The 21832-nt window shown below is 36.5% G+C and carries 11 protein-coding genes and 3 pseudogenes; 8 read left to right on the plus strand and 6 right to left on the minus strand.

All coding sequences use genetic code 11. The features are described from left to right. Positions 1–80: 80 nt before the first annotated feature. Positions 81–758, plus strand: coding sequence for a hypothetical protein (locus AN161_RS21690; protein ID WP_053596410.1), 678 nt, complete (start codon positions 81–83; stop codon positions 756–758). Beyond that, positions 758–2011 carry an efflux RND transporter periplasmic adaptor subunit gene (locus AN161_RS21695; protein ID WP_053596411.1) on the plus strand — a complete coding sequence of 418 codons (1254 nt, stop codon included), beginning with the start codon at positions 758–760 and terminating at the stop codon, positions 2009–2011. The genes AN161_RS21690 and AN161_RS21695 overlap by 1 nt, the downstream gene beginning before the upstream one ends. Before the next feature lie 451 nt (positions 2012–2462). Here AN161_RS21695 and AN161_RS21700 read toward each other — a convergent pair whose 3' ends face one another. Together AN161_RS21700 and AN161_RS21705 are read right to left on the minus strand one after the other, a co-directional pair. Then, entirely contained in the window at positions 2463–4955 is a 2493-nt protein-coding gene (locus AN161_RS21700) for an S-layer homology domain-containing protein (protein ID WP_053596412.1), read from the minus strand. A 71-nt stretch (positions 4956–5026) separates the two neighbouring features. Further along, the gene (locus AN161_RS21705) at positions 5027–6916 is read right to left on the minus strand and encodes a copper amine oxidase N-terminal domain-containing protein (protein WP_053596413.1); all 1890 of its coding nucleotides are present in this window, start codon (positions 6914–6916) and stop codon (positions 5027–5029) included. A 268-nt stretch (positions 6917–7184) separates the two neighbouring features. Here AN161_RS21705 and AN161_RS30730 point away from each other — a divergent pair. Next, positions 7185–7437 (plus strand): annotated as a pseudogene (locus AN161_RS30730) (IS3 family transposase); the annotation flags it as partial. 75 nt (positions 7438–7512) lie between these two features. Here AN161_RS30730 and AN161_RS21710 read toward each other — a convergent pair. The 3 genes from AN161_RS21710 to AN161_RS21720 all read right to left on the minus strand — a co-directional run bounded on the left by AN161_RS21710 (position 7513) and on the right by AN161_RS21720 (position 10942). Continuing rightward, positions 7513–9402 (minus strand): stalk domain-containing protein, encoded by a 1890-nt coding sequence (locus tag AN161_RS21710; RefSeq protein ID WP_053596414.1) that lies wholly within the window; start codon positions 9400–9402, stop codon positions 7513–7515. 33 nt (positions 9403–9435) lie between these two features. Then, entirely contained in the window at positions 9436–9876 is a 441-nt protein-coding gene (locus AN161_RS21715) for a hypothetical protein (RefSeq protein WP_143114992.1), read from the minus strand. A gap of 346 nt (positions 9877–10222) precedes the next feature. Further along, positions 10223–10942, minus strand: coding sequence for a stalk domain-containing protein (locus AN161_RS21720; protein ID WP_053596416.1), 720 nt, complete (start codon positions 10940–10942; stop codon positions 10223–10225). 488 nt (positions 10943–11430) lie between these two features. Between AN161_RS21720 and AN161_RS31155 the strand changes: the two are divergent. Together AN161_RS31155 and AN161_RS21725 are read left to right on the plus strand one after the other, a co-directional pair. Beyond that, positions 11431–11517: pseudogene (locus AN161_RS31155) on the plus strand (copper amine oxidase N-terminal domain-containing protein); the annotation flags it as partial. Between the two features lie 39 nt (positions 11518–11556). After that, positions 11557–11937 carry a hypothetical protein gene (locus AN161_RS21725; protein WP_053596417.1) on the plus strand — a complete coding sequence of 127 codons (381 nt, stop codon included), beginning with the start codon at positions 11557–11559 and terminating at the stop codon, positions 11935–11937. Positions 11938–13130: 1193 nt separating this feature from the next. Here AN161_RS21725 and AN161_RS21730 read toward each other — a convergent pair. Then, complete coding sequence (locus tag AN161_RS21730) at positions 13131–16382, minus strand: S-layer homology domain-containing protein (protein WP_053596418.1); 3252 nt, start codon at positions 16380–16382, stop codon at positions 13131–13133. A gap of 601 nt (positions 16383–16983) precedes the next feature. Between AN161_RS21730 and AN161_RS21735 the strand changes: the two genes are divergently transcribed. The 3 genes and pseudogenes from AN161_RS21735 to AN161_RS21745 form a co-directional block, all read left to right on the plus strand. Continuing rightward, entirely contained in the window at positions 16984–18873 is a 1890-nt protein-coding gene (locus AN161_RS21735) for an S-layer homology domain-containing protein (RefSeq protein WP_053596419.1), read from the plus strand. Positions 18874–19444: 571 nt separating this feature from the next. Next, on the plus strand, positions 19445–20167 hold the full coding sequence (locus tag AN161_RS21740; protein ID WP_053596500.1) for a WecB/TagA/CpsF family glycosyltransferase: 723 nt from the start codon (positions 19445–19447) through the stop codon (positions 20165–20167). Continuing rightward, positions 20164–21711, plus strand: a pseudogene (locus tag AN161_RS21745) (polysaccharide biosynthesis protein); the annotation flags it as partial. The gene AN161_RS21740 and the pseudogene AN161_RS21745, both read left to right, overlap by 4 nt. Positions 21712–21832: the final 121 nt, after the last annotated feature.

A 21832-nucleotide genomic window follows, 5' to 3' on the forward strand; every position in this document is an offset into this window, starting at 1 on the left:
ATTTTTATATGTCAATATCGTTTAACAAGGTGTATACTACAACTTTGATATTTACTATTTTGGAAGAAAGGAAGCTGTATATGTTTTACCATTATAAATTTTGGCATAGCTTAAAAAATCCTACCTACTTTACTAAAATTGTAGAAGAAGGTGAGATTATCGGATACAAAAAACGTTCGTTGACGGTTTTCATCTTATTCATTCTGTTATTCACTGCACGTGAGTTTTGGGGGATGGGTACTGAAAATTTAACGACATTGTTCGCAATGGATTTACATAATGAATACTACGTAGCTCGTTTACTTTCGATGCTTGGTGCCATTTTGTGGGCTATTGTCTATTTTTGCTTCCATTATTACGGTGTTACCTACCTTTTACATCTTTTAACGGACATTCCTTATACATGGATTAAAAAAGTCCAATTATATGTTGTCACATTTTTATTAATCGAAAAAACAATATTATTTGCTGTTTTCTATGCAACTGGCTATACAACACTCTTTTCATTCTTTTCTTTAGCGCCCCTTGCACTGCAGGTGATGAATACCGATTACGTCTTATTCACGATCAATCAAATAACAGTGGCAACTATGCTAACAATTGTTGTACAGTTCACATTCCTCTCTAAATGGGATGAAGAGGCGAGTAGAAAAATATTAGTAGTAAAAATTATTGGCATACAATTATTTATGGCCTTATTTGTTGGTATGATCAGTGTTTTACCAATTAAAGAGTGGATTACTAGGGGGTTAGGATAATGGCATTTTTCAAATCAAAACCTTGGACAAGCTTGGCCATCGTGTTGACAATGCTATTAGTCAGCGTAAATGCTTATTTTGTCTTTAAAGACGATAGCAAAATTTCACGATCCTACTTTATCGATGAATTTCAAAAAGCCTATATAGGTACAAATACAGAGCGTGTCAATAAGGAAACGATTGTTGCACCAGCTGAAACATACACGATCACAGCCGATGCGACAAGCTTATCAACAGTGAATGTAAAGCGTGGCCAAGAAGTAACGCTAAATGATTTACTTGCTACCTATAAAACAGAAGAAGTTGATGATGAGTTAACAAAGCTTGAGGCAGAACGTACTGCCTATGAAAATGAACTAAGTGATTTAGAAGATGCGCTCTCTCAAATCGAGAATGATTATGATGATACAGACCCGAAAAGTTCCATCAATACGGACCAAATAAACGAAAAATTATCTGTCACACTAAAATTGGAGCTAGCACAGCAAAATTCAGCATCGACAGCAGTGGCCATTTTGAATGGACATATTGCCGAGGCAAATCGTCAAATTGCGCTAATGGATGCGCAAATTGAACAAATACAGTCTCGCCAAGGTTTGATTAGCCCAGTGGACGGCATTATTGCATCCATTAAAGAGGAAGCTGGGACAGTTACATTTGAAATCTATTCTACTGAAAAAACAATGCTTGCCTATTTATCAGAGGATGAATGGCAAAAAGTGTCGGCAGGACAAACCGTTGATTTTAAAGTAAATCATTTGAAAGATTCCTTATCTGGCATTGTCCTAGAAAAACAAATGATTGCTACTACCGATGATTCTATTTGGGGAAATGAACTTGCAAAATCAGCAGCTTTACCTCAACCAACAAATTATGAAGTAGCGTTGCAACAAGGGGATGAATTAGAGGACATTCCATTTTCGACAACTGGCAAAGCCTCCATTATTGTCAACGAAGCATCTGATTCTTATAAAGTAGATAAATCGTGGGTGCATGCTGCTAAAAAGAAAGGTAAAAAAATATACATTATTGGACAGGATGGGAAAATTGAGCTAAAGGATATTCATATTGATTTTAAAACTGCACAGTCAGCTATTTTTACTGACAATTTAAATGAAGGAACACCTATGCTATCCGATAAAAAACGTAATCTTTCTGCCTATTCCTTCCGTACAATGCCTGTCGAGAAAATCCAATGGCAACATTTCAAGAAATTAGATTGGAAACACTATATTAAATATATTATTTTTTAAATAAGTATTGCTAGTTAGCATACGACGTATAATAAAAATCCGCTTCAATTTCTGTGAGCAAGAAAAGAGCAGCAACGGTTTGCTCTTCTCACAGAAATCTACGCGGACTTTTTTATTAGTGATTATAAAACGAATAAGAGACATATTAAATAAAGTATGACTTTTCGGCAAAAGGAGGGGTTGATTTCCGCTCCGACTGAGGGCGTCAGCAACTTTTGAGTTTTATCGGAACACTTTTACGTTTTATCGACTAACTTTTGAATTTTATCGACTAACTTTCACGTTTTATCACCTAACTTTTAATTTTTATCGACTAACTTTCACGATTTATCACCCAACTTTTAATTTTTATCGACATCCATCTGCCAAAGACATAAAAATGCTAGAATTATCAAAACATGACAAAACCCTGTAGTTCAAATCCTACAGGGTTTTGTCATGTGTGCTTTTATTATTTTAATGCTAAGCATCTATTCAAGAAGCTTGCAAATTGTGCACGAGTAATTTGTGTGTTTGGTCTAAATGTATTATCTGGGAAGCCTCCTACTAAGTCATTCGCTACAAGCGTTTGAATATCGCTATACGCCCAGTGAGTCGATTTAACATCTGTAAAGGATACTTTACTTGTTCCTGTTAAGTTGTAGGCTCTTGTTAAAATGGCCGCCATTTCTGCACGTGAAAGCTGTCCGTTAGGATTGAACTTCCCTGCTTCTTGCCCTTTTATAATACCAGCTTGCTCCACTGCCGCAATGGCACTGTAAGCATAATGGCTCTTACTGACATCTTTAAAGCTTGAATCCTTCGTTGTTGTTAAATTGAGCTCCCGTGCAATAATGGTAGCTGCCTCTGCACGCGTAATGGACGCTTCTGGTTTAAATGTTCCATTCGAGTACCCTTTAATAAGAGATTTATTATACAAACTTTGGATATCTGAAAAAGCCCAATGACCTTTCGCCATATCTGTATAGGCTAATTCCTCATGGTTGTCTTTATACACAGCCTGTAATTGATCGAAATACAGTTGTCCTTTCTTTTGGAGAGAGGCTGTAGGCTGTGCAACGTATAATCGTTCGAATTTCAACGGTAGTGTAACATCATTTGGGATGTTCGCTGTGACATACTTCCAGCCATTCCAGTCCATACCGCTTTGGCTAGTGAAATCAATTGTCTGCTTTGCTCCTGAACCATCTACAAGCACCCCACGAAGCCATTGCTTTCCAGCATCACCAAATACCCAAACGCCTATGTTATTTGGTTTTCCATTAATAGGAATCGGTGTTTTAGCTACCATATAGGCTGCTTTCGTGTCTGTTCCTGATGTTGTAAAATCATAATTTAACTTTAAGCTAGCAGTTCCCTGTCTAGCATAGTCTTTAGCATTTGTGATGGAAGCATTTGCTTTTGCAACTTCCACTGTCCATGATGAAGCATTATCAAAGCTATCTAGTAAAATAGGTTTTTCTGCTAAATCAGCAACTTTCACAGTTGTAGACGTTCGCACACCGTCATACTCACCGATAATTTTGCCTTCCCCTTTTTGTGTAGCTGTAAAGGTTGCACCGTCCATCTTACCGATATTACCTTCAACTGTCCAATTCATTTTTGACGGGTTGATTGTCATAGGATTTAGGTACTGGTCGTAGGCACTAGCCACTTTCATGTCAACGGATGAACCTACCATGACTTGGTTCACATTGTTTAATGTAATGGATTTTGCTTTTCCTGGTGGCGCTGTATTGACAACCTGTAAAATGGCTGATACACGACGCTCACCACCATCTGAAGGGACGTTCACAAGGTTCGCAAAATAGCCGCCTGGATTTCGAGCAACCATCGCTGTAGAGCCGCCTCCATCAAGGTTGATGGCCGAAGAAGCACCCATTGAGATTAAATACGAAGCTAAATCTATTAAACTAGCGCCATTACTATGACCACTTAATCTACCATCTACTGTAACAATAGACACTTTTGTGCCAGTTGCATCTACTGCCACCGCAGTACGAGGACTGCGCGCTGAAGCAAATCCAGAATTCGTTGGCATAGAGATGTCTACCTTACCATTTTTAACCAACATAGGTCCTGCCGCTAAAATAAATTGAGCATCCATCCATTTTTCATCAATAGATAGATTCACGTCAATGTTTGTTCCTGCACCTAATTGGCTTAATTCAGCTGCCAGCTCTTTATTTTGCACCGAAATTACAAAGCCATCTGATGGTATTGTTGAATTCCCTTCTGCACCATAAGTCGTTACTTTTGAAACCGTCCCTGAGAAACTATCTCCGAAATGTAATACTTTCATATCTTGACTAGCATTTGAGACAACTATTTCTACACCCCAATTATTTGACCCTGTTGTTCGTTTATCAGGTGTGTATAATACTGTTTTATCAGTCGTTCTTTCACTATTAATAAGATCGATCGGATAACTTTTACCATTTACTTGAAAGGATAGATTCGTAGAATAATAGTCTGCGATCGCTTTCCCTGTTTTTGATAGACCAAAAGCAACAGGCTTTTGTGTTGGACTTTCAAATGTATCTCCTAAAATACCATAGTTAATAATTTCATTTTTTTCTGCTAACAAGTTGGCGGGCATACCATTTCCTAAGAAATATGAAGCATTGACAGCCCCAACAACACGATGTCCATCATATGTGTTTTGCTTTGCCATATTCGTCGTTGTTTGAAGTGAGTTAATAGGTTTCGGAACACCGACTTCAAGTTTTGTATATGTATTAGTTAAATTAACATCTAAAACATTTACAAACTCACGAATAGAATTAGAATTATAGGTTTGCTGTATGTGAGTTACTTGTGGCGATATTTCTTTCTTTTCTTCTTTTATTTTATTGTCAAAAACGGCTGCGTTTGCATAACTTGGATTTACTGATAGCATCAAAACGAAAAATACTACAACAACTGTTACTAGTTTTTTTGCCAATTTCTTCACTCCGAATCAAAAAGTATGGCACGAAGTCATGTTGTGAAACACATTCGTGCCAGGGACTTCTTTTATTTTGTTTCTACATAAATTGCTACTGGAAGATTTACTCCGCCTGCATGCATGAATTCTAATTCAAGCGTTTCTGACGAACCCTGCATCTTGTAATCTGGTAATTCAACATATTCTGTACCTACTCTCAATGTAGGCACTAGATACACTTTGCCATTGACCTTTACTGCACCACTATATATGCCACCTCGGCCAGCCAATTTAAGCTTGATCGTTTTTGCCTTTCCAGTTTGATTAACAAGTGGAAGCGACACCTTATAGTTCATTCCGAAATGACCAGGATTCCCTATTGCACCATTGATTTGTGAAAGTGAATTTTCTGTTGTTAGCAAATGGTCTGTACTACCATTTGAAATGTTATAGCCTACTTCTGGTGAATCTACTGTATAAGCAGGAAGATCTGCTAGAATAGTAGAGCTCGTCCAGGCACCTCGTGGATGCTTTGCAGATGCATCAATCGGAACAGCATCTGATAAAATGCTTGTTAAATTACTATTATCCTTTGTTAATACTGTGCGAATCGTATACGCTGGAGTCCCACCATTGACAGCTTGAATATCTAGATCATGTAAAAATCCAATGATATAGTCATTGAGCAAATCATATGATTCGATCACCTTTGTTTCTCCTGGTGCGATCACAATCCCTTTACTACTAGATTTTTTAAACTTATCATTTAACGTTGCATCAGCAATGGTTAAACCAATATCATGGCCAACCCAGCTATTTCCCGTTTCTTGGCTAGTACCTTTGGAGTCGATTACTTCGATGCTTTCAGTACTAGAAGTATTTTGAACTGTAATACCGATTTGCACATCTGTCCCTAACGTATTGTAATGCCAGCCAAATATTCGATGTTTATTTGTAGCTGATGTGGCCTTCACTTGATATTGGGCAAGCGTAGCATTAGATTTAGGAATCAGCTTGCGCGTTAACGTTTCTGGATTATCACTAATCAACAAATCACGATCTCCTTCTAAACGAGCAGAAGGGACAATCCCAGGCTTTGACGTAGAACCATAAGATTTTTCAAGGAAGGAGCTTGTATACATATATTGATAGACATAAAGGTACAATTCTCTTTTATCTTCGATATAACGTAAATTTCCACCTAATGCGTTGACTACAAAACTAATAGGAACATACATTTTCCCATTTTGCATAAATGGTTTTTCTTCCATTATTACAACTTCATCATTTACTAGAACTTGGTTACTATTTTCCTTGAAAAGAAAGCTCGTTCCCGCAATTTGCAATTCAAACGATTGATCAGGTAACAACATGCCAGAAGAATCTTCTAAATTTTCATATATATAATTAGCCGGAATATAGGATCTCGATTGCTTTACGATAATTGGATCCTCCATCACAATGCGTTGATTATTAATATGTAAAATATATGGGTCCCCTTGAGGTTTCCCTGGCGTCTCACCTGATAAGGAAATATCAACAGTTTGTGTAGTAGGATTCCAGTTCACGTTACCGCCAAAATTTTCACTGACGAAACGCAATGGCATGTAAGTGCGATCCTTATACATAAATGGTGCAACAACCATTGGCACCTTTTGTCCATCCACTAAGGCTGTCTTTGAATTTATTGTTAAATTAACTGACTTGTCATTTCGAATGGCTGACGCAGTAAGTGTTTCTTTCTTCCAGTCCACACTGGCACCAACCGCCTCATACAAAGCTCTCATAGGTAAAAAAAGATAATCGGATTTATTTAAAATTGGATCATTCACTTTGAGAGTCTCACCATTGATATTAATAGAAACATTATTTTTCACGTGAATCTTGTCACTAGCAGCAGATGCAGAGGCTTGTCCAGGCAATATTGAAGCCAAAGCAACTGCGGTAATCATACATGAAGCCTTAAATTTACTAAACATCTTAAACCCCTTTTTCCATCATTAATCTACAGACCATCTTAACATGAAAAAGACCAGAAAGTGGGATTAGTATCGAAAAAAGTCGAATTAGGTACTGGAACCTAAACTCTATCCCTGCAAAAGATGCATAGAAATCTTAGGATTTTCCAAGACCCTATGAGCTTCTTCTTTAATCTCTTGAATGTCTATTAATTCTTTTCTTATAGTTTTCACCATATACGAATCATTGAAATGGAAGCATAGAATTAACAATCATTCGACCTCGGCGCTCATCTTAGAAACTGGCAAATGCCTTGTACATATAAAAAAATAGTAATCTTACAAAGGAACAGTCGATAAAATCGCATTGAATTCATTTAGATCGCCAATTTAAAGCAGAAGCACCAAACGAAAAATGGTATACGGACATTACGGGGTATATCAATTATGCTTCGGCATAATTGATCGGTGAAATCATTACGTATACGGTTGGTTCTCGCCCAATGTATTCGCTTGTTTCGGAGATGTTAGATAAGGCTTTTGATTAATACGAAATTTCTTGATTTAAAAGTTTGGCACGAAGATGTTGTGAAACACATTCGTGCCAGAGACTTCATTTATTTTGTTTCTACATAAATAGCTACTGGCAGATTTACTCCACCTGCATGCATTAATTCTAACTCAAGCTTTTCTGATGAACCCTTCATCTTGTATTCCAATTCAACATATTCTGAGCTATTTCGTAACGAAGGCACTAAGTACACTTTGCCATTGATCTTCAATGCACCACTGTATAAGCCACCTCGACCAGTTAACTTAAGCTTGATCGTTTTTTTCTTTCCTGTATCATTTACAAGTGGAATTGATACCTTATAGTTCATACCGAAGTGACCTGGATTCCCCAATGCACCATTGATTTGTGACAGAGAATTTTCTGTCGTTAGCAAATGATCTGTTCTTCCATTTGAGAGGTTATAACCTACCTCTTGTGTATCTACTGTATATTCTGGAAGTTCTGCTAGAATAGTAGCACTCGGCCAAGCACCTCGTGGATGCTTCGCATATTCATCAATTGCTACAGCGTCCGTTTTGATCTTTGTTAAATCACTATTACTCTTCGTTAATACTGTTCGAATCATATAATCTGCACTTCCACCATTAACAGCTTGGATATCTATATCATGTAAAAATCCAATGACATAATCAGGGAACAACTCGAATGTTTCAATAACCTTTGTTTCTCCTGGTGCGATAACAATACCTGTACTATCAGATTTTTGTAGTTTCCCATTTAAAGTTGCATCTGCAATCGATAACCCAATATCATGACCTATCCAGTTATTTCCTGACATTTGAGTAATACCTTTAGAACTGCTTACTTTAATACTTTCAGAGCTTGAAGTATTCTCGATCGTAATACCAATCTTTACTTCTGCTCCAAGTTTATTTAAATGCCAGCCAAATACTCGATGCTTATTAGTAGGTGAAGTAGATTTAACTTCATATTGTGCAAGCGTAGCATTTGATTTAGGTAGTAGACTGTGCGTTAAATTTTCTGGATTATCACTGACCATCAAATCACGATCTCCTTCTAAACGAGCAGAAGGAACAGGTTGAGGATATGATGTAGCACCAAAAGATTTTTCTAGGAAGTCACTTGTATACATATAGCGATAAACATAAATATACATTTCTCTTTTTTCGCTAATATAACGTAGGTTTCCGCCCAATGTATTGACAACAAAAGTAATAGGAACGTACATTTTTCCTTTTTGAATAAACGGCTGTTCTTCTATTGTTACAGATTCATTGTTGATCAAAACGTTATTACTACCGTCCTTGAAGACAAGACTCATGCCAGCAATTTGTAATTCAAATGATTTATCTGGCAGCCAATTACCTGCGGAATCCGCTAAATAATCAGATAAATAATCCGCTGGAATATAGGCTCTAGATTGTTTCGTAATAATTGGATCATCCATTACAATACGCTTATTATTTACATGTAAGATATATGGATCTTCTTGAGGAATCTCTGGGGACTCCCCTGATAATGTGATATCAACAGTTTGTGTAGTAGGGTCCCAATTGACAATTCCATCAAAGTTTTCACTAACAAAGCGCAATGGCATGTATGTTCTATCCTTATACATGAGTGGTGCAACATCCATTGCAACCTCTTGTCCATCTACTAAGGCTGTCATTGAATCAATTGTTAAATCAACAACCTTGCCATCTCGATAAGATGACGCAGTGAGTGTTTCCTTGTTCCAGTCAACACTCGCACCAATCGCCTCATACAAAGCTCTCATTGGCAAAAGAAGAAAATCAGCTTTATTTAAAATTGGATCATTGATTTGAATAGTTTCTCCATTGATATTAATCGTAACATTATTTCGTATTTGAATTCCTTGGTTACTAGCAGCTGACGCAGAGGTTTGTCCAGACAATATGAAAGCAAGAAAAACAGCTGCCACAATACATAAAGCTTTTAATTTGTTTAACATCCCTATCTCCTTTTTCTACTTTAATTTTCTAAATTATTCTATTAACCATCTTAACATGAAAAAAGCCCAAAATGTGCCATTCTTATCGAAAAAAGTAGAATTAGGTACTGTAAGCCTAGACCCCAACGTGTGGTTGATTTCCGTTGCGACTGGGCGCATTGTTGCTGTCGCTTCGCTTTCGCACAGATAAAACATTGTTGCTGTCGCTTCGCTTTCGCACAGATAAAACATTGTTCGCTTCGCTTTCGCACAGATAAAACATTGCCGCTGTCGCACAGAGCAAAGCTTCCTGGGGGCGTCCGATGAGCCGCTTTTGTTGTTGCTGTCGCTACGCTTTCGCACAGATAAAACATTTGCTGCCGCTACGTTAGCACTACGCTTTCGCACAGAAAACATCCGCTGCGCTGCAGGGTCTCGGGCCAACAGATGTTTTTTGCGCGAAAGCGAAGCGGCAGCAGCACCGATGTTGGTCACGAAGGCGTTATCACAGGACGTGATGGTTTTAACCTTCGTTCCTCTATCGCTGATCCCGAGGAGTCGCCCAGTCTCCACTACAATCAACTTACTTACCATAGCTACTTTTTAATAAAAATAATTCTATCTTTTAGTGATGAGCAAAAAATAATTTCATTTATATAGTAATATGGCCCATAACCACAACGTGTGGTTATGCGCCAGGAAGTTATAAATGTCCTAGTTTTTTTTATAACATAAAAAAAGAAAAGCCTGCCGAAGATTTCTCACCGACAAACTTCTCTCACTTAGCACTATTAAACATTCTCGTAGCATCTCACCAATTAGGTGTGCCCGGCACCTTATATCAAATCCCTGATAAAGTTACGTTGTATAGGGCACCGCGATAGGCACCATTGTTATTAGTATAGATTTTCAAAATATTCACACCCGTTAAATTAACATTTACTTTAATGGCTTCATCACCAGCTTCAAGGGAATATTCTTCGATTAATGTTTCATTGCCTTTTTGGTCAACACTATAAAATCTTACTGCTCCTGCATCCTTACTACCCAGATATGTGTAAGGAACAACTAGATCTCCTTGCAATGCACTGTATTTTGAATTAAGCATATAGGTGAAATTCGAATACGAGGCAAAGCGATTGAATGGTTGAATTTTTTTATCTAATAAATCAAATGTAGCATTTTCCCCTACCAATAAGCTTCCTCCATCGTACATTGGCACTTTCGCAATATCTATTTGCCCTACTGATGGTTCTTTACCTATATAAATAGCTGATTTTTTACTGTCCCATTTAATATCCTTACCAAAAACACTTGAAATTCCGCGTATTGGTAAATAAGTTGTACCATCATAAACAATAGGTTCAACAACATTACCTTTTGCATCTTTTAATATTGTTAACTTCTCATCAACATACAGTGAGATGCCACCAATTGAAACCGTAATTTTGGCTATTTTGCCTGCTGCTAATGCTGTACCAAGACTAGCTGTTAATACTAGTACAAATACAACGCCCATGATAAAACCTTTTGTTTTATCACGATTAAATAATTTAAACATATTTAATCGTCCTCCTTCACATAAATAGTAATGTTTTCCTTACCATACTATTTTAAAACTATTTGCAATTATATTACAAGACTTTTTTCACTTCTCTTTGTTCAGAATTGTGTTATTTATTACATAAACACTAAGCGTCAAGCACTATAACTCAAATTATGACATCTAAATCTTAGGATCTAGGTTCAATTGAATTGCTTGGATAAGCAATTAGTAGGACATGAAAGCTAAAGAGCAGTTATAGACGAACCCTTTCCTTCTTCGATATTAATATCAGTATAGTGTGCAAAGAACAAACGATGAAGGGTGGTAGTGCTTTTTACAGCATCGTGGGGGTAAATTGTACTAACAGAGGAAAATAACCATACTTGAGGAACACTTATATAATAAATACAATAAGCGTTATAGAAAGGCTGAGATACATAAATGAAGGATTGGATGAAATAATTGCAAGGTGTTAAAGAACGGCAAAGAACTCACTCACTTGTATTAATGGTAGAACCCTTGTACCTCTTCGTTTTATTAGTGAAACACTTGGTGCAAAGGTTGACTGGAATAGTCAAACAAAAACAGTTTATATTACTACATATGAACTTGCTGAAAGATACTATTATGTGAGTCTACAAACTCTAAATTTGGAACTTATTTCGGAAGACCGTTATTATCAGAAACTTGATCAACCCCATTCCTCACATGAAGTTGTAAGTGATTTTGTCTTTACTTCATACCTAGATAATACTCAAGACTTCTTTTCTCAACATACCGTTCGAGTATCAAACGGTGGTACAGGATTTGCTAATGCGCACGATGCCTATATGCTTTTAGATGGAACTGTTACTAATGATAAGGCTTCAGATGATTATACGATCGTACTATACGATATAAATAGCGGATCTTTAAAAAAGACATATAAGGGTACTTTTAAAGGTATAAAATATGATCGCAATATTAAAACTACAGTACAGGAAATAATCAATAAAAATCATTTAAAATAATACCTACGAAAATGAACATAAACCGTAAATTCTTAAAATGAATGTAAATGGCTTATGATTTGATTTTTGCTGAGTTTTAATAAATAAAAATACTCTAACAACGCTGGTTGAAAAACACAATATTTTTGGACTATGGTTTCGTTCCTTATAAAATTTACTGTACCCATGAAATCGTTAATCTTTGCCTAGTCCTTGCTGAAGGTGAGGCAGTTCCTTACGCTCTTTTTATTTTTGAACTTCAAAATTTTTAAGAAACCGATGATGATTCAGCTTAATCGGTATTCAGGTTGTAGTATCGGCTTTACTTCTTAGTTAGTGCCTCTATTAGTTCTTACTTGGACTGATAGAGGCTTTTTTTATTCTATTCTACGTCATTCTATCCTTTTCAAAATAATAAAAAATAAATTATAGGGTTTTTAATAATTCTAATAGCTTTTAAATTTGATAAAAACAACTATCAATTTAAATAGAGCTAATTAAATAAGACGGTATAAAAATTACGATTATGAAAATGAGGCAATCACATATATGATTGCCTCTGGATTTAACTATGGAAAGAAATAAATTTCTCATTGAATACTACTAAGTGGATTCCTTCGCTACTACTAATTTTATCCTTCTAGTATATTATCATACAAGTCCAAACGGATGGCTAGCTAACTACACCACTTACGAATCCACTGCCTTATTAGCCTCACTGGTACAACAGACCTCTTCTAACAAGACATCAAACGTTCCACTACTTCCATCCCTCTTTTTAATTTCCTTAGGTTTCTACTATCCAGGAATACGAACAACTGATTTAACATCTAATTCATTGATCGCCACTATAGCATTTCGTCTATAGGGATGTATAGTGAGTTCCTATCTTAATTCCGCAACCATACACTAGCATGTCTACTTGGATTCGTCTAACTTAACTATAGATATCTTTTAAAGAACCCCGCACCGAAACCACCGAATACGGCTTCACCTAACTTCATACCTTTTGTGTAATTCATCACAGCAGCGATTCAGAAGGATTAGATACTCGTACAATAAACTCTTTTTGAAGGAACAGGAATTTTCACCTGTTTTTGGAAATTGCAGTTAGAAAGAAAACCCCATGAATTTGCAAAATGCAATACATGGGGTTTCTATTTCCACTCATTTCACTGATCTAATCAGTTTTTAGAGTAACGTTTCGTTTAATTTTATTCAGCTACAATTGCATTAGAATTAATTTCTACTGTTTTGTTATCAGATTCATCTTTTAAAGCAGCTGCAGCAATTTGAATTTTGCTAACTTTACCAGTTAGAGCTGTAGCAAATTTTACTTCTAAAGTATTTCCTGAAATAGTAACAGTATCAGCATCTTCTAATGCAGCAAATGTAGTACCATCTACAGCAAATTTAACAGCAGCTTTTAAAGCAGTTTCATTAGCTGTTGCATTGTTAATTTTTTCTGAAAACGTGAATGTATAAGTCGTTTTGTCAGTAGATAATGCTTGACCCGTAACTGTTGGAGCAACAGTATCTGCTCCACCTAATTCTACAGCAGTCTCAGCGATATCCTTAATTGTATTTGCCTTTTCTGCAAGGTCAGTTACAAAACGAACATCTTTAGCAGAAATAGTTGCAGCTACAACTGGGTTTTCTAAAGTAACAATTATTTCACTAGCGTTATCACCAGGAGTAACACTTTTAACTGTTACATTTTTTGTTTCGCTACCAGTGTTTTCTTTTACTACGAAGTCTGAAACTACATGTTCAGTAGGTGTAATTTTAACATCTTCGTTAAATGTAATTTTAATTTTTTTGCCTGTAGTGTCCGCTGCAACAATATCACCTTTTACAGTTGGTTTGATTTCATCGTAAATCTTAGTAGGTTGAATTTTTTCAGCAAGTTTTTCGCCTAAAATATCAACAGTATTAGGTTTTTGAGCAACTTCTAGTTTTAATGATTCTTTTTTAAGATCTTCTGGTAATTCATCTTTTAAAGTGAATGTAGCAGTTTTTCCATCAGTAGAAAGTTCAGCATAAGAAATTCCATAACCACCACTGATCGTGAAGTCATTTTGGTTTAGAGATTGAATTGCATTATCAAATTCAACTTCTACTTTCTTTGTTTCTACTGCAGTTACATTAGTAATTTTTGTAGCAACTTGATCTTTCACTTCAGCAGGAGAAGCTTTATAACCATCTAAGTAGTTTCCAGCTAAATCTTTTACTAATTGAACTGTAAAATCAATTTTATTAGCATCTGGAAGCTTATCATTAAAGCCTAAGATTACACCTTTTGAATCTGCAGTGATATCAAATGAAGTTGGTTTTAAAGCTTTGTTGTTATCAGATTTATCTTTAATAGTATACTTTTCAGCCTCTACTACTGATCCATCACCACTTGTAGCCATTGCTTCATTGAACTGAACGTAAAGTTGTTTGTCATTTAAACGTACAACCTTCGTAAGTTCTGGTGCAGTAACATCTTTAATTGTTAAAGTTGTTGTGTATGGAAGCATTACATTTGTTAATGTAGTGTCATCAGCTACACCAGTTACACTTAATGTGTAATCAGCATTATCTTTTAATGGTGTTAATACTGTGATAGTTACTTCTTTTTTATCTTTTACAGTAACAGTATTAGAAATCGGTTGTACTTTACCATCTTTATCTTTAATCACATAGTTAGCAGCTTTAGTAGCTGTTTTATCATCTAGTGTTTTTGTAAATTTGATAACAATTTGTTTGCTGTTATCTTTATTAATGTTTGCACTAATTACTTCTGGACGAGTTTGATCGACTACAGGAGTTACTTGAACTTTTGTATCTTTATCAATTACGTTACCAGAGTAATCTTTTACATTAGTAACATATAAATCTGTTGTGTAAACAAGTTTATTTGTACCAGCAAATGTGAATTCAAAAGTATCATCAGTAAGTTGTTTTACAGATGAAGCTTGTTTTTTAGTTCCACCTTGCATCCAGTAGATGTTAGAAGCAAATACTTGCTCTACAGGCTCAGAGAATTTAAGAACTACTTTCTCAAATGAAGCACTTACAACAGAAGTTACAGTTGGAGCAGTTTTATCTTCAACAACGTTGAATTTAGTGTCAGCTTGAACTGTTTTAAAGTTGTTGTAATCTTGAGTACCTTCAGTAGTTAGAGTATGCTCTCCATCTGTTAAAGCAGAAGATAATTTAATAATTACAGTGTTTAAGTTTGTTTGGATATTACCTGCAACTGTTTTACCATCAATTTTGAATTGTGATGTTTGAGCTGGTTTTACTGGTTCGCTGAAGTGTACGCGAATAGTTTTGTTACCTAAAGCTTCTACTTTAGATACAGTTGGTACTGTATTGTCAAGAGGCTTGAATTTTAAATCTTTAGCATTGATAACTTTATCGCCAGCTTTAATGTTGTTTACAGCTAATTTATATTCAACTTGGTTCTCAAGTTTATCAACAACGTTTAATGTTACAGAGCGACCATCTTCTGCAACGATTACTGAATCAACTTCAGGAGAGCCAGAACCTGTAAGAGCATAGTTGCCTTCTTCAGAAGCTGTAGCAGGATCAACTTTACCGTCAAATTCTACTACTACTTGTTTAAGGTTAGTTGCAGATACAGATTTAACAGCTGTAGCTGTTGTTACAACGAAAGTAACTTTTTCTTTGTATTCTACATCGTTGATTGTGAAAGTAACTTCAGTTTCTTTGTTAGGTTCTAAAGCTTTTTCTAAAGTGATAGTTTCTTTAGTACCGTCTGATAAAGTTACGTTTAACGTTTTAGCGTCAACTACTTCGATTTTGTCAACTGTTGGAGTTGCATCTACAAGTTCAAGAGTACGGTCGAATACAACTGCAAATTCTTGACGAGTGATTGATGCATTTGGGTTTAGGTTTGTTTTACCATTTACTTCAGAACCTTTGATAACGCCGTTTGCAACTGCGATTTCTAGGTAAGATTTAGCCCATGGTTTAACAGTTGAAGCGTCAGCGAAATCTTTAAGATCTGCTTCACCTTCTAATTCGAAAGCTTCTACAAGAATTTTAGCTGCTTCTGAACGAGTTAAGTTTTTGTTTGGTGCGAATTCAGTTGCACTTACACCTTCGAAAATTCCGTATTCTACAGTAGCTGCGATTGAATCATAGTACCAAGCGTCTTTTTTAACGTCTTTGAAATCTACATCGCCTTCAGCTTCTAATTCTAAAGCGCCTGTGAAGATTTTAGCTGCTTCTGCACGAGTAATTGAGTTAGTTGGGTTGAAGTTTCCTTTTTCGTCCCCTGTGATTACTCCAGCGTCAACTAAAGCTTGAACTGCTTCTTTAGCGTAAGGTGCTACTTTATCGAAGTCCTTGATTGTTGATGTTGCTGCTGATGCTGCAGGAACGATTGCTGCTGCAACAAGTGCTGCTGTTGCTGATGCCGCGAAAAACTTACGGCCTTTGTTTTGCTTTGCCATTATTGTATTCCTCCCTAACATTTCCTTAAAATTGGTATTATCCTGAAAACTATAGACTGTATGTATAGCTTCCTTGAATAATAAAAAAACCTACAAGCAAATTTTTTTAGTAAATTCACTAGAAAAAGAGTATTAGAATACCATTCTAGTAAAATTATTCACTTTCTACAATAGAATAACACTATCTTTATCTAAATTCAAGCATTCTACCATAAATTTAGATATAGAAGACTTTTTTACCGTGCATATTATGGTATCTATTATGATCCAATAATTTTGCCTTATTTAGGTTGGTAACATATAGTCCCATTTCCTATTATACCTGACTCTCATCATTATCCAAGCATTTTCTGGAATAGATACGAAATTGTCAAATATTAAAGACTTCCGTAATTAATTAGTCATAATTGTAAAGAAACAGAAATATATACCGTGATTCTCATAGGAAGAATGTATTCTCCCTCAAGATTTATGACTTTCTTCATTATTAATACTGTAAAAATGCATCTGTTCCCATGTTGTAACAATAAATTGCCTATTTTTATGCTAAACTTTGGATAGTTTGATAGGATCTTATCAACTATTAAAAGGAGCTGAAAGAATGAAAGGTAAATTCTCTATTTTCGGGGCCATGCTTATTGCAATGTTATATTTAGCACCTACAAATGTAGCAGCAGAAGATATTTCTAAGCACTGGGCCTACTATGAAATGAACTATCTTATTACACACGATTTAATGAAAGGTGATGATTCAGGCAATTATCGCCCGAATGATTCCGTCACTCGTGCTGAATTCACTGCATTTCTCGTAAGAGCACTTGACTTACCAGAAGTATCTACTAAGCCTAAATTCTCGGATGTACGTGAAGGTGATTGGTATTACGATGTCATACAGCAAGCCAGTTACTATCAATTAGTTAAAGGCGATGACAAAGGAAAGTTTAATCCAAAGGATAACATTGATCGTCAGCAAATGGCTTCCATGCTAAAAGGGGCTCTCGATTACCTAAACATTAAGACGAATACCTCCCCTCTTAAGTTTAATGACAATGCTAGTATTGCTAAATGGGCCTATAACGATGTACAAGCCGTGGTGTCATTAGGGCTGATAGTTGGTAAGCCGAATAATACATTTGCGCCACTTGCCCAAGCAACACGTGCTGAGTCAGCTACTGTACTCTATCGATTAATACATTTAGATGAGCCTAATGAACCTGAAGCGCCTGAAGTTGGTGGCAAGCAATATACCACTACCAACTACTCACAGAACTACACGGCAGTGGTGGATAAACAGGCAAAGAATAACCCAAAAGTAGATGGTGCTGGTGTTTTCACAGCTAGCGACGCACTAGTGTCATACTATGTACACCCTAAAAGTTTTATGCAGGATAGTCCTTCCTATTATCAATTTTTAAAATTATCGACGGCTGTTAATAATTTAAATGCAAAAGTGATTAACGAAAAAGTTCTCTCTAATAAAGGAAGCTTAGTCGGTACAGCTGATGCCTTTATACAGGCAGGTGTTACTCATGATGTGAATGCCATCTATTTGGTATCACATGCATTACATGAAACAGGCAATGGAGCTTCTACACTGGCAAAGGGTATTGAAGTTGGATTGGATAAGGATGGCAAACCAGTAATGGTAACGGCTGAAAATCGAGGTAGCCTGACTGCTATTAAGAAAACCTACAATGTATATGGCATTGGTGCCAGTGATGGAAACGCCAATAAATATGGTGCTGAACGTGCTTATACGAACGGATGGTTTACGATCAATGATGCTATTATTGGTGGGGCACAATTCGTGACAGATAAATATATTAGTAAAGGGCAGGACACATTGTATAAAATACGTTGGAATCCTGAAAACCCAACGGTCCATCAGTATGCAACTCATGTTATGTGGGCAGTGCTCCAAGCGCAAAAGATTTATGACATTTATGAATTAACTGGTGCCAATACTACGACTAACTTAGTATTTGACGTTCCTGTCTATCAAAACCAGTCTTCCCCTGCTTCGTTACCTACTCCTGCAAAGCAATATGCGGTAGATACAGCTTTAGCTGGGGCCACTGGACAGGCTACGGTTGACGACCTAAATATGAGAACTTATCCGAATACAGCGGATCCTTCTTCCATCATCACGAAATTACCAAAGGATACATCGTTCACTGTACTCGGTGAAAATGGTGGTTGGTACAAAGTCAAAGTGAATGGACAAGAAGGTTGGCTATTTAAAGATTATGTAAATCTGAAAAATGGATTGCAGATTGTCGATATGAACATTACGCTGAATGTAAGAAGCGAGCCATCTACTACGTCTTCCATTTTAGGTACAGTAAAACCAAAGAGCTTTATCATTGGTGTTGTAGATGACAATGGTGATTTTGTGAAAAACGGTAACTGGTATCAGGTTATCTTTAATGGCAAAACAGGATGGGTTTTTGGTGATTATATTGTAAATAACAAATCACTTGATTCAAAATAGGTTTTTAGAATAGTAGAGTGCGAATAATTTTTGTTCGCACTCTTTCTTTATGCTCACTCAATTATTTAAATCCGTAAAAAACTCAAATCCCCCCCATGATGATACGCTCATTTCCTTATAACATTTATATGCTATATATAATAGAAGAAACTCAAATTTTTAGGCTTATGTTCTCATATTATCTTATCGCTTTTACCGTCTTTTGAAAGGTAATGGTAATAGTTTGATCAATGTAAAATTGAACATACAATTTGGTAATAATATAAGCTCGTGCAAAAAGTTGATTGGAGGACTCCTTGAGATCAGCAATAGAGGAACGAAGCTAAAACCATCATGCCCTGTGATAACGCCTCCGTTCTAGTGCTAAACCTAATATAAGGCGAATATGCTGTAGTTATTTCAGTGCGCTTCTCTTCCCCTTCTTCTTCACAATTCATCCAATATTATTCTCCTGACGGCAAGGTCAAACCATCATCGAAAATTTCCTGTCAATATTGCTTTTGTGGTATGATAGATTGCAGTGAAAAAGGTTAAAGAAAGGTTTGAACACTATATGAAGCATGTAACGATTATGGGCGTACCCTTTTTACATATTAATCAGCAAGGGTTTGTTGATTTACTCGTCAATCGTATTGAACATGAAGAAAAGACATTCGTTATTACAGCAAATCCAGAAGTCGTGATGCAGGCAAATGAAAATCCTACTGTCATGAATTATCTGAAGAAAGCTACTTACGTCTGTGCAGATGGTATTGGCGTTGTGAAGGCTGCACAAATACTTGGTGATTCGCTTCCTGAGCGTGTCACTGGTTACGACACGATGGTACGACTTTTAGAAGTCGGCAATACAAAGCGCTTTAAGATCTATCTATTAGGCGCGCAAAATGAAACGCTTGAAAAGACTGTGAAAAATATCAATCAAACGTATCCAAATGTTGACGTAGTAGGCTATCATGATGGGTTTTTTGATTGGAACAAGAATGATATTGCGAGTGAAATTGCTGCATTAAAGCCTGACCTTGTATTTGTTGCATTAGGTGTGCCAAGACAAGAGAAATGGATTACCGAAAATCTGGATCAATTTAGCAAAGGTGTATTTATTGGCGTTGGTGGTTCCTTTGATGTCATTGCAGGAACAGTCAAACGTGCTCCTATGATCTGGCAAAAATTAAATCTCGAATGGCTCTACCGACTGCTTCGTCAGCCAAGTCGTTTTGGAAGAATGCTTGTCCTTCCTCGATTTGCTTTAAAGGTTTTCGCATTAAAATTTAAAGGTCAGGGAGCACCAAAATGAGTCAGTCCACATTTGTCAAAAGCACACTCGTCCTAACAGTTGCTATGTTACTTTCTAAAGTCATCGGTAGTATTTTCAGAATTCCGCTACAAAATATAGCGGGCGATGAGGTACTTGGTATATTCAGTTTAGTGTATCCAGTCTATATGGTAGCACTCTATTTATCGGTAGCTGGAATCCCTATTGCCATTTCGAAGCTTATTGCGGAGGCCAATGCAAAAAAAGACACCGATCAAGTGAAGAAAATTTATGTTACAGCAAGCATCCTAGCGATATGCTTTGGCGTCTTAAGTTTTGCAATCATTTTTGGCTTTTCAACTGAAATCGCAAATGCTTTAGGGGGCCCGTCAACAAAAATTGCGTTAATTGTTGTTGCTCTTACATTGCTCGTTGCTCCTTATATGGCTGTCTATCGAGGATTTTTCCAAGGCTATGGGGATATGCGTCCAACTGCGATTTCTCAGGTAATTGAACAGTTAGTGCGTGTTGCTCTAATTTTAATTGTTGCCTATTTCCTAGTTGCAATGGATTATTCCAATGACATTGTCGCTGGGGGTATTATGGCAGGCTCAGTACTTGGGGCTGTTGCATCCCTCTTCTATTTACGCTTTAAATATTTCCGCTCATCTGTAAAAGTAACCAGCAAGGAGAAATATAAATTTAACGATTTCTCACTCTGGGGTAAGACAATTTTAAAAATATCGATTCCGATTGCCATCGGTTCTGTCACAATGGCACTCTTTAACTTTGTTGACTCCTTTACAGTAACGTACGGCTTAAGAAGTGCTGGTGCTGACTCAAGTGAAATTAATTTCCTTTATGGGATTTATGGTCGAGGCTTAACGCTTGTTCAAATTACAACTGTTTTTGCGTCCTCTATCATATTACCGCTAGTTCCACTAATTACGACAAAACTAGCAGAACGTAAATTAGATGAAACACGTGGGATTATTGAGCAAACACACCGTATTACCCATCTTATTTCCTGGCCAGCTGCTTTAGGGTTACTAGCATTAACCTTACCTTTAAACCTCGCTCTTTTCACAGACTTAGAGGGAAGCTTAATGTTAGCGATTATTAACCTTAGCTCTGTATTTACATCTCTGACACTACTTGGTACAGGTATTTTACAAGGGATGAATGCTGCCAAAACAGGAGCCATCATCATTCTTGGTGGCGTTGTACTAAAGATATTTTCAAATATCTTCTTTATCCAAGCGTTCGGATTAGATGGGGCTGCCTATGCAACATTATTTGTTTACTTTGTTTTATTTATTGTAAATTCTATTTTTATTTATCGTGCAATTCGCTTCACTGTATTAGGGAAAGATACAATCAAAATTATCCTATCTTCTGTCCTAATGGGAGCTGCAGTCGGTTTACCTACACTTTGGTTTGATATTGAAAAGTGGTCAAGAACGTGGGCAATGGGTTATCTAGCGGTTGCAATTGCAATTGGATGTGTTATTTATTTCCTATTATTATGGCTAATGAATGCCATTCATGAACAAGATTTAAAGAAAATCCCGATTATCGGGAAAAAGGTTGTCATAAATAAGAGAGGTAGAAAATTTATGTCGAAACAGAAATGGCTTTGGGGAATTGTCATCCTATTGCTCGTCGTGTCTTCACCTGGAATCATGATGAGGTGGAATGCTGAGCAAT

Origin of the sequence: Lysinibacillus sp. FJAT-14222 (assembly GCF_001278875.1) — a bacterium.
Lineage (GTDB): Bacteria > Bacillota > Bacilli > Bacillales_A > Planococcaceae > Lysinibacillus > Lysinibacillus agricola.

Coding starts and splice junctions, on each gene's coding strand:
- AN161_RS21705 (WP_053596413.1), bottom strand. CDS start 6,916: ATGTTTAGTAAATTTAAGGCTTCATGTATGATTACCGCAGTTGCTTTG.
- AN161_RS21720 (WP_053596416.1), bottom strand. CDS start 10,942: ATGTTTAAATTATTTAATCGTGATAAAACAAAAGGTTTTATCATGGGC.
- AN161_RS21695 (WP_053596411.1), top strand. CDS start 758: ATGGCATTTTTCAAATCAAAACCTTGGACAAGCTTGGCCATCGTGTTG.
- AN161_RS21740 (WP_053596500.1), top strand. CDS start 19,445: ATGGGCGTACCCTTTTTACATATTAATCAGCAAGGGTTTGTTGATTTA.
- AN161_RS21735 (WP_053596419.1), top strand. CDS start 16,984: ATGAAAGGTAAATTCTCTATTTTCGGGGCCATGCTTATTGCAATGTTA.
- AN161_RS21690 (WP_053596410.1), top strand. CDS start 81: ATGTTTTACCATTATAAATTTTGGCATAGCTTAAAAAATCCTACCTAC.
- AN161_RS21710 (WP_053596414.1), bottom strand. CDS start 9,402: ATGTTAAACAAATTAAAAGCTTTATGTATTGTGGCAGCTGTTTTTCTT.
- AN161_RS21730 (WP_053596418.1), bottom strand. CDS start 16,382: ATGGCAAAGCAAAACAAAGGCCGTAAGTTTTTCGCGGCATCAGCAACA.